This window comes from Halonatronum saccharophilum DSM 13868 (assembly GCF_000517025.1).
GTDB classification, from domain to species: Bacteria; Bacillota; Halanaerobiia; order Halobacteroidales; family Halobacteroidaceae; genus Halonatronum; species Halonatronum saccharophilum.
The window spans coordinates 139880-155021 of record NZ_KI912091.1; the positions used below are offsets into that span (position 1 = coordinate 139880).

Below are 15142 nucleotides of genomic sequence, written 5' to 3' on the forward strand. Positions count from 1 at the left end.
GTGGAAGAAAGAGTATTAATAGAAATTAAAGAAGCTTTAGAGACTAAAGATGAAAAAAGGGTAGTTGAATTAGTAGAGGATTTGTATCCAGCAGATATTGCCGAGTTGATTGATGAGCTATCTACTGAGGATATTCAAGTTTTAATTCCTATTATACCGTTAGAGAAGTTAGCCTTTTCTTTGGCAGAATTAGACTTTGATACAAAGCATAATCTTTTAAAGTTGTTAGATGCTGATAAATTGAAGGTTATATTAGATACTATGTATTCTGATGATATTGCTGATCTTTTAGGGACTCTATCGATAGGAAAGAGTAAAGAATTATTAAACCTAATGAAGAAAGATGATGCAGCTAAGATTCAAAATCTTCTAGGTTATAAAGAAGATAGTGCCGGTGGAATAATGACCACTGAGTATATAGCTATTAAAGCCGAGAAGACAGCTGCTGAAACTATTGAAAAGCTAAGAGATATAGCTCCTAAGGTAGAGATGATCTATTATATTTATGTTGTTAGTAAGACCAAGGAGCTACGAGGGGTTCTTTCTATGAGAGATTTGCTTACAGCTGCTCCAGATCAGAAGGTTGAAGACTTAATGCAACCTAATGTAATAAAGGTTAATTTAAAGATGGATCAAGAGGATGTAGCATCTATAATCTCAAAATATGATCTATTGGCTATTCCTGTAGTTAGTGAAAAGAATCAGTTGTTAGGGGTAATTACAGTAGATGATATTATTGATGTTATTGAAGAGGAAGCAACTGAAGATATGTATAAGATGGCAGGTACCTCAGAAGTAGAAGTTGGTATTCATGGAAAAGGGATAGTTCATGGTGCTATGAAGAGGTTACCTTGGTTAATAATATTACTCTTTGCCAGTTTATTATCTGGTGGAGTTATTGGTGGTTTTGAAGAAGAATTGGAATCTGTTGTAGCTTTGGCCTTCTTTATACCTGTTCTAATGGATACTGGTGGTAATGCAGGTACTCAATCATTAACTGTAGCTATTCGTGGTTTGGCTACAGGCGATTTAGATAGGAAGGAGATTCGAGGACATGTGTTGAATGAAATGAAGGTGGGCTTATTAGTGGCAATAGTATGCGGAGTTATGATTAGCCTTATTGCTACAGTTTGGCAAGGAAGTCCAGTTTTAGGGTTGGTTGTTGGTACCGCAATGTTTGCTACTCTTATAGTAGCTGTTCTTTCAGGAACAACATTACCATTTATTATAGATGCGTTAGGTGCTGATCCAGCAGTAGCAGCAGGACCTTTTATAACAACCTTGGTTGATGTTTCAGGATTATTAATTTACTTTAGTTTAGCTAAGGCATTAATTGAACAATTGGCTTAATATAATGATAATAGAAAGGTGATACTTATGGCAATTAAACCAAAAGATATGGCTAAGATGATCGATCATACAATCTTGTCTCCTCAGGCGACGGTTATGGATGTTAAAAAGAAGTGTGATGAAGCAAAGGAATATGAATTCGCCTCTGTTTCTGTTAATCCTTGTTTTGTTCCTTTAGCAGCAAAATTATTAGAGAGGAGTTCGGTTAAGGTATCTACAGTAATTGGATTTCCTTTAGGGGCCAACACCTCTGAAACTAAGGCCTATGAAACAAAAAATGCAATTAGAAATGGAGCTCAAGAGATAGATATGGTAGTAAATATTAGTGCTGTTAAATCTGCTTCTTGGGATGTGGTAAGGGAGGATATCAAGGCTGTAGTCGATGCAACTAAGATTGCAGGTGTAACTAAGGATATAATTACTAAAGCAATATTAGAGACCTGTTATTTAGATGAAGAAGAGATAGATAAGGTGTGCCAGATTGCTAAGAAGGTAGGGGCTGACTTTATTGAAACATCTACAGGATTTGGCCCAAATAATGCGGATTTAGAGAGTGTAAGTCTAATTAGAAAGAATGTAGGAAGATCAATTGGAGTGAAAGCTTCAGGAGGTATTGAAAGCTTTGAAGATGCATTAGATACCTTAGATGCAGGGGCCAACCGTATTGGAACCAGTGAGGGTGTAGCTATAGTTATTGGAGATGATTAAAAAGAAGGAGCTTAGCTCCTTCTTTTTTTCTTTGCAAAAAATTAAATTTCAGGGATAATTATCTTCTAGATTTGGTATTATAAATATAAAGGTGTTTAGTAATATAGTATTACTATTAAATTAAAAGGAGATGAGGCTTCTAAAGAGAAAGGTTAAAGGGATAGAATTAAAAAAAGGACTGATAATTATGGCACTTTTTGATACAGATGCAATTGTACTTAGAAGTTATCCCTTTAAGGAAGCAGATAAAATAATCTCTCTTTATACCAAGGATAAGGGTAAGATTAAAGTAATAGCCAAGGGGGTATCTAAGACTAAAAGTTCTTTATCAGCTGCCCTACAACCATTTACTTATAATAATATCTTGGTTTATAAAGGAAAGTCTGATTTAGGAAAGTTAAGCCAATGTGATATCAAAGAATCCTTCTCCAAATTAACAAGTGATATATATAAGATGAGCTATGCGTCTTATATAGTCGAAATAATTGATGGTTTCACCATTGAATATGAAGAAAATTCGGTGCTATTTACTTTATTATTATTAAATCTTAGGCTGATAAATAACCTTGATGATTTAGATATCTTATTAAGAATCTTTGAACTAAAATTATTAAAGTTATTAGGTTATCAACCTTACTTAGAGGGGTGTATAGAGTGTGGAAGAGAGTTGAAAGGGAGTCTGCGATTTAATTACCAATCAGGAGGGGTTATCTGTTCCTGTACAAATAAAATCGGTAAGAGGATAAGTATAGGGAGTCTAAAGTATATGAGATTAATATCTAGATTGGATTATAAAGGTCTTTTAAGGTTAAAGGTTCCTCAATATGCTAAAGAAGAGTTAGAAAAGATTATTCCAGCTTATATTGAATCTCTCTTAGGTAAAAAAATAAAAAGTTTAGCTTTTATTAAAGATTTAAATAGGATGGATACATAAATTGTGCTCAATTCTTTATTTTATAATCAACTTATCTAATCTAAAATTTTAGATTAGTAGTCAAATTTAATCTACAGGGGGTACCGATATGGAATATCTAGATAAAGTAGATGTTGTAAGACAAAGAACAGGCGTAGGCTATGAAAGGGTTGTGGAGGCTCTCCAATTAGCTAAAGAAGATGTTGTAGAAGCTATTATAATCTTGGAACGAGAAGAAAAGTTAAAAAATTCAAAAGAAGAGTTTGAGGTTATGGGAAAAGAGGTCATAAATAAGATTAAAAAATTGATTAGAGAAGGTAATATAAGACGAATAAAGGTAAAACAAAAAGGGAGAACAATAGTAGATATACCAGTAACTGCTGGGGTAATCGGGACTATGTTATCTCCAGTATTGGCTACTTTAGGAGCTGCTACTGCTTTGCTAACTAAATGTAAGATAGAGGTAGAGAGGCCAAATGATAAGGTTCAGGATATTGACATTGAAGATGATTTCTGATATATTTAAAACAAATTTAGATATTATAGTTGCTATGAACAAGAGAAGTAATCGATATCTATTATTATAGCGAGCTAGGGTTGGTGTAAGCCTAGTATAATAGTTCGATGAAGGGCGCTTGGGAGCAAATTATTTAAAAGAGAATCCTAATTGGATTAAACAGGGTGGAACCGCGGGTAACCTCGTCCCTGATAGTAGGTAAAATTACTATTAGGGAGGGGGTTTTTTAGTTTTAAGGGATATGGGATAGAGGGGCAGCAAAAGCAGTATCGAGTTAAAAAAGAAAGAGTAACTCTGCCCACGAGGGGTTGTTGCCTTTTAAAACCCTGAGGCACCTCTAAACTTGAAATCGCACGAAGAGTTTTTTGGTCTTTAAAAACTCGTAGGGATAGAGGATAGTCTGTGGCGAAGCCACAGACTATAGACACAATTTTTTTAAGATGAATGCTGACAGCTGTTAGCTGATAGTTAATATAAGGAGGAGTTTTAATGGAATTTCAAGAGATGATTAATAATTTAAATCAATTTTGGGCCAAGGAGGGGTGTATAATTGCTCAGCCTTATGATATTGAGGTAGGTGCTGGGACTATGAATCCAGCTACTTTCTTAAGGTCTTTAGGACCAGAGCCTTGGAATGTGGCTTATATAGAGCCTTGTCGTAGACCGGCAGATGGTAGATATGGAGAGAACCCAAATCGCTTGCAGCATTATTATCAATATCAGGTTATTATGAAACCATCACCTGATGATATCCAAGAGATATATCTAAGGAGCTTAGAGGCTTTGGGTGTTGATCCTGCTAAACATGATATTCGTTTTGTTGAGGATAATTGGGAAAATCCAACTACTGGAGCTTGGGGTCTTGGTTGGGAAGTTTGGCTTGATGGAATGGAGATAACTCAGTTTACATACTTTCAGCAGGTTGGAGGAGTTGAGTGTAAGCCTGTATCTGTTGAGATTACTTATGGTTTAGAGAGGCTTGCTATGTATCTACAAGAAGTAGATAGTGTCTATGATATTCAGTGGATAGGAGATATAAGTTATGGAGATGTATACCACCAAGGAGAGGTGGAGCATTCAACTTATAACTTTGAGGTTTCTAATGTTGATAGGTTATTAAAAATGTTTAATATCTATGAAGAAGAGGCAAAGAGTATTTTAGATAAGGGGCTTGTTTTACCAGCCTTTGATTATATCTTGAAGTGTTCTCATACCTTTAACCTTTTAGATGCTAGGGGAGCTATCTCTGTAACCGAAAGAACTGGGTATATTGCTAGGGTAAGAAATTTAGCCAAAAGATCAGCTAAAAGGTATGTTGAACAGAGAGAAGAATTAGGTTATCCGTTGTTAAAAGGAGGTAAGGCTAATGAGTAAAAATTTATTATTAGAGATTGGTACTGAAGAGATACCAGCTGGATTTATGAATAGTTGTTTTGAGCAGATAAAAAATTTAACAGAGGAACTATTTGCTGATAATAGAATAGATATTGCTAAGATAAGAGTAACTGGTACTCCAAGGCGTTTGGTATTGCTTATAGAAGATGTAGAAGAGAGGCAAGAGGATTTAGAAAGAGAGGTTAGAGGTCCTGCTAAGAGAATTGCCTTTGATGAAGAAGGAAATCCTAGTCCTGCAGGGTCAGGTTTTGCTAGAGGGCAAGGTATCTCTCCGGAGGAATTGGAGGTTAGAGATACAGAAAGCGGTGAATATGTCTTTGCGATTACTAGAGAAGAAGGAAAGGAAGTAAGCGATCTTTTACCTGATATATTGGTTGAGATTATCAAAGGTATTAAATTTTCTAAGCCTATGAGATGGGCCAACGAAGAGATGAGATTTGCTAGACCAATAAAATGGATTTTAAGCCTTTATGGAAAAAAGGTAATAGATCTGTCTATTGCAGGTGTAGAGTCTAGTAATTGGACCCTAGGTCATAGGTTCTTAAGTGAAGGTAAGGTAGAGGTTGCTTCTAGTAAGGAATACTTTGAGAAGTTAGCTCAGGAGTGGGTAGTTGTAGATAGTAAAGAAAGAGAAGAGCTTATTTTGAAGCAGATTAGGCAATTAGAAGAAAAAGAAGGTTTGAAAGTTATTATAGATGATGAATTATTACATGAAGTTAATTTCTTAGTTGAATATCCAACTGCCTTAGTAGGTTCTTTCTCCGATGAATTCCTAGAATTACCTGATGAAGTTTTAATTACATCAATGAAGGAGCACCAACGTTACTTTCCTGTAGAAGATGAAAAAGGTAATTTGAGAAACTTATTCATCACAGTAAGAAATGGTAATGATGAATATATAGATGTTGTTAGAGCAGGAAATGAAAAGGTATTACAAGCTAGACTATCTGATGCTATGTTTTTTTATAAAGAGGATCAAAAGGATAAGTTAGAGGATAAGGTTGATAAATTGAAGAATATTATCTTCCAAGAAGATCTAGGTACCCTTTATGAGAAGGTAGAAAGAATTCAGAATTTATCAGATGAAATTGCTCAAAATCTTAATCTATCTAAAGAGAAGATTAAAGAGGTTAATAGAGTAGCTAAGTTGTCTAAAGCTGACTTAGTAACTGAGATGGTAAATGAATTCTCTAAATTACAAGGTGTTATGGGAAGAGAGTATGCCTTGATTGATGGAGAAGGAGAAGGAGTTGCCAATGGAATCTTTGAACATTATCTACCAAGGTATAAAGGAGATATCTTGCCTAGTAGCGAGGCGGGGATAATAGTATCTATTGCAGATAAGATAGATAATATTGTTGGTTGCTTTAGTGTTGGTATAATACCTACAGGCTCTCAAGATCCTTATGCCTTAAGAAGACAAGCTCAAGGAGTTGTTGGGATAATTGTAGATGCTGGTTTGGAAACTACTTTAAAGGATTTAATTAATTGGGAGTTGGAGGTATTAGAGCAGACAGGTAAGTTAAAGAGGTCTATAGAAGAGGTTAGAGCAGATGTTTTAGAATTTTTTAAGCTAAGGTTAGAGAATCTGCTAGAGGAAGATGAAGTTAGATATGATGTGATAAACTCTATCTTAAGTGTAGATTATTCCAATATCAATGATACACTTATTAGAGCTAAAGCAATGATGGAATTTAGAGAAGAAGAAGGTTTTGAAGAGTTGATTACAGCCTTCAATCGTGTTAATAACTTAGCTGAAAAGAGTGTTAATGATATAGTAGATGAAGATTTATTAGAGGATGCGAGTGAGAAAGATCTATATTCAGATTATTTAGATATAAAAGTTAAAGTTGAATCTTTAACAGAAAAAAGAGAGTACCTTAAAGCTTTGCAAGGGGTTGGAAGCTTAAAGAAGAATATAGATAATTTCTTTGATTCAGTAATGGTAATGGATAAGAGAGGAGAGGTTAAAAATAATAGGTTGGCCCTTTTAAATTTAATTTCTAATTTATTATCTAGAATTGGCGATTTAGATAAGATAGTTATAGATTAAACAACTATAAATTAAATAAAATAATCCTAGGGCTTAATTTTAAGCCCTAGGATTATTTTATTTATACAAGTAAAATTTACTAAATGATACAATCAAATAGAATAACATATATCTAAATTATAGTATAAAAAAAGCATATAAACACTTTTATTAATTAAAAATGTTCAAAAATAGAACTCTGACAATAAATAGTGTACACTATTTATTGTTTATGTGTTGCATTAATCATTTATTTTTGATAGAATGTATTCAAATGTCGATGAAAATAAAGGAGGGGTCAATTTGACAGTTATGACTTTAGCAAGTTCAAGTAAATTAGATATGATGGTTAATAAGGTAAATAAGTATGATGATACAGAGTTGATTATGAGTATTAAAAATAATAGGAGTTTAGGTGTAATAAAAAAAATTATAAAGAAAGGGGCTAATGTTAATGCTAGGAATAATTCAGGTTCAACTCCATTAATATTTGCAGCATGGCATAGCGAAGATGTTAATTTGATACACTTATTAATTAAAGCTGGTGCAAATGTTAATGCGAGATGTGGTCTTGGTAAAACTGCCCTTATTTATGCAGCTAAATATAATAAAAGTTTAGAAGTAATTAATGCCTTAATTAAAGCAAGGGCAGATGTGAATGCCAAAGAAGGGTTAGGGAGAACACCTGTGTTATATGCTACTGAAAATAAATCTTTAAAGGTAATTAATTATTTGGTTCAAAATGGAGCAGATATTAATGCTAAAGATAAGCGAGGAAACACACCTTTGCTTTGGGCAATAAAGAATAATGAGAAGGAAGAGGTTATAAGAGAAATAATAGAAGCAGGGGCAAATGTAAATTTACATAATAGTCAAGGAAAGACAATTTTAATGTCTGCTGCTCAAAAGGCTAAAAAACCGGAGACTATACTGCTACTATTAGATTATGGTGCAAAAGCTAATAGTGTAAATGAAGAAGGATTGGTAGCTTTAGATTATTTACTAAATAATAAGAATTTAAAGGATACAGTTGCTTGTTCGAGGTTAAAAGAATTGGGTTGCTAGGCTGGTTTTTAATGTTATAAAGTAATAATAGGAAGGGGATAATAGAATGAATAGAGATTTAGCATTGGATTTTGTTAGAGTAACAGAAGCTGCTGCATTAGCTGTTGCTCCATTAATAGGAAAAGGTAACAAGGATGCTGTTGATAAGGCTGGTGTTGATGCTATGAGAAGTGTTTTTAATAATATAAGTATCAATGGAAGGGTAGCTATTGGAGAAGGAGAGAGGGACAAAGCGCCAATGCTTTATATAGGTGAAGAACTTGGAATAGGCGGCGAGTATAATTTAGATATAGCAGTTGATCCAGTAGAAGGAACTATTTTGGCTGCTAAAGGCTTACCTAATTCCCTAGCAGTAGTTGCAGCAGTTAAGAGGGGGAAAATTTTAGGTGCTCCTGATATGTATATGAAGAAGATAGCTGTAGGAGAAGGGGCTAAAGGCGCAATAGATTTAAATGCTTCTCCAAGTGAAAATTTGAAATCTGTAGCTAAAGCTTTAGGTAAAGAAGTCTCTGATCTTACAGCTATTATATTAGATAGGTTTCGCCATCGAGAAATTATTAAGGAAGTAAGGGAAGCTGGGGCCAAAGTAAAGTTAATTAATGCTGGGGATATAATAGGTGGAATATCTACTGCATTAAGTTATATGGAAGGAGACATCTTGTTAGGGGTTGGTGGTGCTCCAGAGGGGGTTGTCACTGCTGCTGCATTAAAATGTTTAGGAGGAGAGATGCAAGCCCAACTTTTAGCATCTAATGAATCTGAGAAAAAAAGGGCTTTAGAGATGGGAATTGATGATCTTAAGCGAGTATTAACTACAGATGATTTAGTTCAAGGTGATGATATTGTAGTATCCATGACAGGTATAACCAATGGAGAGCTATTGAAAGGGGTTAAGTGTCATAAGGGAGTTGTGAAAGCTCATTCTATATTAATTAGAAGTAGTGTTGAAGAAGGTAAGAATATTAGGGAATTTAATCAATTAAATACTGAGATGTCCTCCCAGTTGAAAGTAAGTTAACTATAAAAAATTAAAGTTTATGTCCCAGCCTTATAGGGTGGGACCTTTCTATATTAAGAGGAAAGTTCAAATTTAGCTTCTATTTTAAATATGGCTTTTGAAATTATTATTATTTGATATAATATATATAGGATTTCATAATATGTAGGAGGTGATTAATATTAATTTAAGTGAGCGTCAGAAGAAGATAATTGAAATCGTAAAGAAAAATAAGACTATTACCAGTAAGGAGATAGCTAAAGAATTAGATTTAACTCGTGGAGCATTAAGATCAGACTTATCTATTTTAACTATGGCTAATATATTAAAAGCCAAGCCTAAGGTGGGGTATTTTTTTGTTGCAGAAAACTCATATTTGAAAAACTTTGATGAGCTATATGAAAAAAAAGTAAAAGAGGTTAAGTCAGTTCCGATTATAGTTAAGGAAGAAACTTCTATATATGATGGCATAGTAACTATGTTTTTAGAAGATACAGGCTCATTATTTGTCATAGATGATAATGAGGCTTTGGTAGGCGTTATTTCTAGAAAGGATTTATTAAAAATATCTATGGGAGAGAATGATATTACCCAATTACCAGTTAGTATTGCTATGACTAGGATGCCTAATATTATAACAATTAAAGATGAAGATACAATCTTTGAGGCTGCTAAAAAAATAGTGAACTATAAAGTAGATGCTTTACCAGTAGTAGAAAGTTTTACTGATGATAAGATAGATAAGGTAGATAAGAAAAATAATAAATTAAAGATAATTGGGAAGGTAAGTAAGACAAATATTACTAGAGTTTTTGTCGATTTTAAGTTAGATATATAAAAGGAGGATTAAAGTTGTTAGAAGAAAAAGTTAATGATTTAACTATATTTGCCATATCAGATTTTACTGGAAAGACTGCAGAAACTATAATTAATTCTATAGCTATTCAGTTTGATACTGAAAATATTGAAATCGAAATCTTTTCGAATATATCCAATATTGACAGGTTAGCTAATGTAATTAATAAGGCTAAAGAGAATGGGAATGTAATTTTAGCTTACACTCTTGTATTACCTGAATTATGTGACTACATAGAAGAAGAAGCTAAAAAGTATAAGATTCCAAGAGTAGATTTAATGGGGCCGTTAATAAATGAAATTTCGCAAGCTTTAGATCAACAACCACAACTTGAAGTAGGTTTAAGTTATGAGTTTGATGGAGAAGTGATTGATAGGGTTAATTGTATAGATTTCGCTAGGCGATGTGATGACGGTAAAAACTTAAATAAATTAAAAGAGGCAGATATTGTTTTGATAGGTGTATCACGGACCTCCAAGACACCTTTAAGTATATACTTATCTCATCAAAGTTATAAAGTTGCTAATATTTCTTTATCTCCAGAGGTAGTACCACCCAAGGAATTATATGAGCTAGATAAAAGTAAAATAGTTGGTCTAATTATAGATCCATCTATCTTACAAAAGTTTAGACAAGAAAGGTTGAAGTCTATGGATTTTAATCAAAAGGTTGACTATATAAAACTTGATAGGATAAAAGAGGAGATTGATTATGCAGATTCTATAATCGACTGCTTAGGATGCCCAATTATAAATATAACTAATAAGTCGATTGAAGAGGTTGCTGATGAAGTATTAAACACAATGAGATTATCAAAGAGTGATATTTAAATTTATACTACATAAAAAATTATTTTTGAACTGGAAAGAAAAAAATTAGAGGATTTTTTATTATTATCTTGTAATAATAATTATAACGCAAATCCTACATCGGATATGGTTAAGGAGGATGATTAAGTGAAGGTTTTAGGTATAAATGGAAGTCCTAATAAAAATGGGAATACGGTTGTTTTATTGGAAGAGGCTTTAGAAGGAGCCAAAAAAGAGGGTGCCAAGGTAGAGTTGATTCATATTCGTGATGCTTTAAAGGAGCTAAATGAACCCTTCTGTACACATTGTTCTAGTCCTTGTTTAAAGGTTTGTTACAAAGGTACATTGTTAGAAGAGCAGTTTGAGAAGTTGGCCCAAGCAGATGGAATAATATTGGGAAGTCCAGTTTATTTTGGAACTTCAAGTGGTCAATTAAAGGCTTTTTGGGATATGACTCGGGCTTTAAGAAGTGAAAAAGCCTTATTTGATACAGTAGGTGGGGCTATAAGTGTTGGTGCTTCTCGTTATGGGGGTCAAGAGACTACAATAAAAGCACTTCATGATATGATGTTTATACAGGGAATGCTAGTTGTAGGTGATGGTATTAAAGAAGGGAATGTGGGTCACCAAGGGGCTTGTAGTCAAAAACCCGCTAAAGAAGACTTGGAAGGCAAAAAGCAATCTAAAGCTCTCGGTATGAGAGTTGTTAGGGTAGCTAAAAGTACATCTTAATAAGAGCTAATTTGACTTCTGAATAATTGATCTTTTTCAGGGTATAATAAACAAAGGAAAAAGTTAACTAAAAAGTAAATTGCAAACTATTGCAAATAAAGTTAAGTTTAATTCTTTTTTTATATAAAAAGAAGGTATTAATAATTTATTGTCGAAAAGTTGTTATTGGTGTCAGAAATATTTTTAAGGGTCTGTTTATAAACCCTAGGTAATTTATTCTTTAGAGGTTAAAAAATAAGGAGATAAAGTTGAGATGGTATTTAACCTAAATTAGTTTTAAGGAGTAGGTTATGAGAATTTTAGTGGATGGAGATGCATGTCCAGTTAAAGAAGAGGTTTCCAAGATAGCTTTAAAGTATAATATAGCCCTCTTTATCTTTATAAGCTTGGCCCATTGGAATAATAATAGAGTTGAAGCAGAACATATAACTGTTGATAGTAATTATCAAGAGGTCGATATGGTTTTAATAAATAGAGTTGAAAGTGGAGATATTGTTATTACAAATGATTATGGGTTGGCTTCTTTAGCTTTAGGAAAGAATGCATATGTAATATCTTTTTATGGAAAAACCTTTAGTGAAGAAAGAATTGATTATCTATTAGCTAATAGACATTTTTCAGCAAAATTGAGACGTCAGGGTGTCTATATATCAAAAGCAAGCAAGTATAGTGGGGAAGATAAGAATAGATTCATTGATACTTTATCTAATTTAATTGAAAAATTGTCATAAATATCTGAATTAGAAGGTGACAGCTTGTGAGTAACTCCTATAGTGATGAATTGATAGAGCAGGTTAGGCTTAGTAATGACATAATAGATTTGATATCTGATTATACTAAGTTGGAAGTGGGCGGGAAAAGTTATAAAGGTTTATGTCCTTTTCATGAAGAGAAGACCCCTTCTTTTAATGTTAATCCAACCGAGCAGCTCTATTATTGTTTTGGCTGTGGAGCTGGAGGGGATATCTTCAATTTTGTAATGGATATAGAAGGTCTTAATTTTGTCGAAGCCGTTCAGAATTTAGCAGATAGAGCAGGGATATCTGTAGCTAAAAATCAAGATGAAAAGAAGTTAAGAAAAAAAAGAGATGAAAAAAGAGAGCTAATAGAGATTCATAACTTAGCTACTCGATTTTATAATTATCTTCTTGTTGATTCCGATTATGGAGAGGTTGCTAAAGGTTATTTGCAAGAACGGGGTTTTGATAGTAAAGTTATGGATAATTTTAAGCTGGGATTTGCTCCTGATCGTTGGCAAGGATTATATAAATTCTTAAAAAATAAAGGTTATTCAGATGGCATTTTAGATAAATCTGGTCTTGTAATTCCACGAAAGAAGGGGAAAGGGTATTATGATCGATTTAGAAATAGGGTGATCTTTACAATATTTAATCATCGAGGAGATGCCATTGGGTTTGGAGGTAGAATTATAGATGAAGATGATTATCCTAAATATCTTAATTCTCCCGAAACTATTATCTTTGATAAGGGTAAGAATTTATATGGACTAAATTGGGCTAAAAGGTCTATACAAAAGAGTAATGAAGCTATTATAGTAGAAGGATATACAGATTTGCTTAGAGCACATCAATTAGGGATTGAGAATGTAGTTGCTTCTTTAGGTACAGCTTTAACTAATAACCAGGCCAAGTTATTAAAGAGGTATGCTAATGTTGTATATATTGCTTATGATTCAGATACAGCAGGAGAGAAAGCGACTCTAAGAGGTTTAGATGTCTTAAAGAAAGAGGGTCTTAATGTAAAAGTAATAACTCTTCCTGAGGGAGAGGATCCAGATGATTTTTTAAAGAGTAAAGGAAAGGTTGCCTTTGAAGAGTTAAAAGCAAGTTCTTCGTCTCTTATGGAATTTAAAATTAATAAGATCTTAGAAGAGAGTAATTTTAAGGATATAGATGCTAAGGTTGGAGTAGTAGAGGAGATTGTTGCTCTCTTATCTAGGTTAAATAATCAGGTTGAAATAGAAGAGTATAGCAAAGTAGTTGCTAACAAATTAAATATAGGTATAGATATCATAAAACAAGAGATCAATAAATATAAAGTTAAGGGCCTAGATGAGGATAGAAAGAGTAATTCTAGGAATAATATTAATAAGATTAAAATAGAAGAAGTAAAGGACTCCAGGTTTAAGCTCCATTTAAAAACAGTGGATGAATTATTGCGAAGTGTTTTAAAAAACCCTAGCTTAATTAAAAAGTTTAAAGATGAATTAGATCCAGTTGATTTTATAAAAGAAGAATACCAAGAGTTGGTAGCTTTAATCTATAAATCTTATAGTGATAATAATAAGTTAGAAGTGAATAATCTACTCAAAATTATATCAGATGATAAAGTGAAGAGGTTGTTATTAAGGTTATCGGTTCAGGAGGAAGATTCCTTAAGTTATACAGAAGAGATGATAGGTGATGAAGAATATATTAATAGAATAAAGGAGTATCAAACTGTAATGAAGATGGATAAGTTAAATAAGGACATTAAAGAAGCGCAAATAACAGGTGATGTGGATAGAGAAAGAGAATTACTTAAAGAGTATATGAATCTCTTTAGGAAGGAGGTTAATTAATGGCTGTCGATAAGAAGATTATTGCAGAAAAAGTAAAAGAGTTAATTGCTAAGGGCAAAAAAGAGGGTAAAATAAGATATCAGGAAATAATGGATGCTCTCTCTGAAATAGATTTAGATACAGAACAGATAGAGGAGATTTATGAGAGTTTTTCATCTATGGGTATTGAAGTAGAAGATGATGAAAATGTAAATAGTAATGATGATAGCGATAATGATGATGAAGACGATAATGATGAGGTAGAGCTAGATTTGAGTATACCTGCTGGGGTTAGTTTAGATGATCCAGTTAAGATGTACTTAAAAGAGATTGGGAAGGTACCATTATTAACAGCTGATGAAGAAAAATCATTGGCTAAAAGAATGGAAGAAGGAGATGAAGCAGCCAAGCAGAAGTTAGCAGCAGCAAATTTAAGGTTGGTTGTAAGCATTGCAAAGAAGTATGTTGGTAGAGGTATGTTGTTTTTAGATTTAATTCAGGAGGGTAATTTAGGGCTTATAAAGGCTGTAGAGAAGTTTGATTATACTAAGGGTTATAAATTTAGTACTTATGCGACTTGGTGGATTAGACAAGCCATTACTAGATCAATTGCAGATCAAGCACGGACTATAAGGGTTCCGGTTCATATGGTTGAGACGATTAATAAGTTAATTAGGGTTTCTCGACACTTGGTACAAGAGTTAGGGCGTGAACCTACTGTAGAAGAGATTGCTAACGAGATGGATATTACTGAAGAGAAGGTTAGAGAAATAAAGAAGATTGCTCAAGAGCCTGTATCTTTGGAGACGCCAATTGGTGAAGAAGAAGACAGTTATTTAGGAGATTTTATTGAAGATGAAGATGCTCCTGAACCTTCTGTTGCTGCTTCTTTTATGTTATTACAAGAACAGTTAGATGGTGTTTTAGATACATTAACAGATAGAGAAAAACGTGTCTTAGAGTTAAGGTTTGGTATAGAAGATGGTCGATCTAGGACTTTAGAAGAGGTTGGTAAAGAGTTTGGGGTTACTCGTGAACGTATAAGACAGATCGAAGCTAAAGCTCTAAGGAAGTTAAGACACCCAAGTAGGAGTAAGAAACTTAAAGATTATTTAACATAAATTAAAGATTTTGCTGATAGTTGAGAGTTATTAAAAAGTGGGCCAATGCCCGCTTTTTTCATAACTTTTGCAGGGAAAACATAAATT

The 15142-nt window shown here is 33.2% G+C and carries 14 protein-coding genes and 1 other annotated feature; all 14 genes read left to right on the forward strand.

Annotated features, from left to right (window positions below; translation table 11 throughout):
• The 14 genes from mgtE to rpoD all read left to right on the forward strand — a co-directional run bounded on the left by mgtE (position 1) and on the right by rpoD (position 15055).
• Positions 1–1350: a magnesium transporter gene (gene mgtE / locus HALSAC_RS0100820; RefSeq protein ID WP_035571020.1), complete on the forward strand. Its 1350-nt coding sequence runs from the start codon at positions 1–3 to the stop codon at positions 1348–1350.
• 27 nt (positions 1351–1377) lie between these two features.
• Complete coding sequence (gene deoC / locus HALSAC_RS0100825; RefSeq protein ID WP_027338664.1) at positions 1378–2058, forward strand: deoxyribose-phosphate aldolase; 681 nt, start codon at positions 1378–1380, stop codon at positions 2056–2058.
• 187 nt (positions 2059–2245) lie between these two features.
• Positions 2246–2992, forward strand: coding sequence for a DNA repair protein RecO (gene recO / locus HALSAC_RS0100830; RefSeq protein WP_027338665.1), 747 nt, complete (start codon positions 2246–2248; stop codon positions 2990–2992).
• 88 nt (positions 2993–3080) lie between these two features.
• On the forward strand, positions 3081–3488 hold the full coding sequence (locus HALSAC_RS0100835; protein ID WP_027338666.1) for a DUF4342 domain-containing protein: 408 nt from the start codon (positions 3081–3083) through the stop codon (positions 3486–3488).
• A 25-nt stretch (positions 3489–3513) separates the two neighbouring features.
• Positions 3514–3681, forward strand: a binding site (T-box leader).
• Between the two features lie 296 nt (positions 3682–3977).
• Complete coding sequence (glyQ, locus tag HALSAC_RS0100840) at positions 3978–4862, forward strand: glycine--tRNA ligase subunit alpha (protein ID WP_027338667.1); 885 nt, start codon at positions 3978–3980, stop codon at positions 4860–4862.
• Positions 4855–6936 carry a glycine--tRNA ligase subunit beta gene (glyS, locus tag HALSAC_RS0100845; protein WP_027338668.1) on the forward strand — a complete coding sequence of 694 codons (2082 nt, stop codon included), beginning with the start codon at positions 4855–4857 and terminating at the stop codon, positions 6934–6936. The genes glyQ and glyS overlap by 8 nt, the downstream gene beginning before the upstream one ends.
• A 291-nt stretch (positions 6937–7227) precedes the next feature.
• Positions 7228–7980, forward strand: a complete 753-nt coding sequence (locus tag HALSAC_RS0100850; RefSeq protein ID WP_245579412.1) for an ankyrin repeat domain-containing protein — start codon at positions 7228–7230, stop codon at positions 7978–7980.
• Between the two features lie 46 nt (positions 7981–8026).
• Complete coding sequence (gene glpX, locus HALSAC_RS14655) at positions 8027–8998, forward strand: class II fructose-bisphosphatase (protein ID WP_035571023.1); 972 nt, start codon at positions 8027–8029, stop codon at positions 8996–8998.
• 151 nt (positions 8999–9149) lie between these two features.
• Positions 9150–9815, forward strand: a complete 666-nt coding sequence (ccpN, locus tag HALSAC_RS0100860) for a transcriptional regulator CcpN (RefSeq protein WP_027338670.1) — start codon at positions 9150–9152, stop codon at positions 9813–9815.
• 14 nt (positions 9816–9829) lie between these two features.
• Positions 9830–10663 carry a pyruvate, water dikinase regulatory protein gene (locus HALSAC_RS0100865; RefSeq protein WP_027338671.1) on the forward strand — a complete coding sequence of 278 codons (834 nt, stop codon included), beginning with the start codon at positions 9830–9832 and terminating at the stop codon, positions 10661–10663.
• Positions 10664–10789: 126 nt separating this feature from the next.
• Positions 10790–11374: a flavodoxin family protein gene (locus tag HALSAC_RS0100870; protein WP_027338672.1), complete on the forward strand. Its 585-nt coding sequence runs from the start codon at positions 10790–10792 to the stop codon at positions 11372–11374.
• 290 nt (positions 11375–11664) lie between these two features.
• Positions 11665–12105 carry a YaiI/YqxD family protein gene (locus HALSAC_RS0100875; RefSeq protein ID WP_027338673.1) on the forward strand — a complete coding sequence of 147 codons (441 nt, stop codon included), beginning with the start codon at positions 11665–11667 and terminating at the stop codon, positions 12103–12105.
• Positions 12106–12131: 26 nt separating this feature from the next.
• Complete coding sequence (gene dnaG / locus HALSAC_RS0100880; protein ID WP_027338674.1) at positions 12132–13955, forward strand: DNA primase; 1824 nt, start codon at positions 12132–12134, stop codon at positions 13953–13955.
• Positions 13955–15055, forward strand: a complete 1101-nt coding sequence (gene rpoD, locus HALSAC_RS0100885) for an RNA polymerase sigma factor RpoD (RefSeq protein ID WP_027338675.1) — start codon at positions 13955–13957, stop codon at positions 15053–15055. The genes dnaG and rpoD overlap by 1 nt, the downstream gene beginning before the upstream one ends.
• Positions 15056–15142 lie beyond the last annotated feature (87 nt).

What these genes read in the sequence shown, in the direction of transcription:
- deoC (WP_027338664.1), top strand. Translation starts at nt 1,378, where the DNA reads ATGGCAATTAAACCAAAAGATATGGCTAAGATGATCGATCATACAATC.
- recO (WP_027338665.1), top strand. Translation starts at nt 2,246, where the DNA reads ATGGCACTTTTTGATACAGATGCAATTGTACTTAGAAGTTATCCCTTT.
- HALSAC_RS0100835 (WP_027338666.1), top strand. Translation starts at nt 3,081, where the DNA reads ATGGAATATCTAGATAAAGTAGATGTTGTAAGACAAAGAACAGGCGTA.
- glyQ (WP_027338667.1), top strand. Translation starts at nt 3,978, where the DNA reads ATGGAATTTCAAGAGATGATTAATAATTTAAATCAATTTTGGGCCAAG.
- glyS (WP_027338668.1), top strand. Translation starts at nt 4,855, where the DNA reads ATGAGTAAAAATTTATTATTAGAGATTGGTACTGAAGAGATACCAGCT.
- HALSAC_RS0100850 (WP_245579412.1), top strand. Translation starts at nt 7,228, where the DNA reads ATGACTTTAGCAAGTTCAAGTAAATTAGATATGATGGTTAATAAGGTA.
- glpX (WP_035571023.1), top strand. Translation starts at nt 8,027, where the DNA reads ATGAATAGAGATTTAGCATTGGATTTTGTTAGAGTAACAGAAGCTGCT.
- HALSAC_RS0100875 (WP_027338673.1), top strand. Translation starts at nt 11,665, where the DNA reads ATGAGAATTTTAGTGGATGGAGATGCATGTCCAGTTAAAGAAGAGGTT.
- rpoD (WP_027338675.1), top strand. Translation starts at nt 13,955, where the DNA reads ATGGCTGTCGATAAGAAGATTATTGCAGAAAAAGTAAAAGAGTTAATT.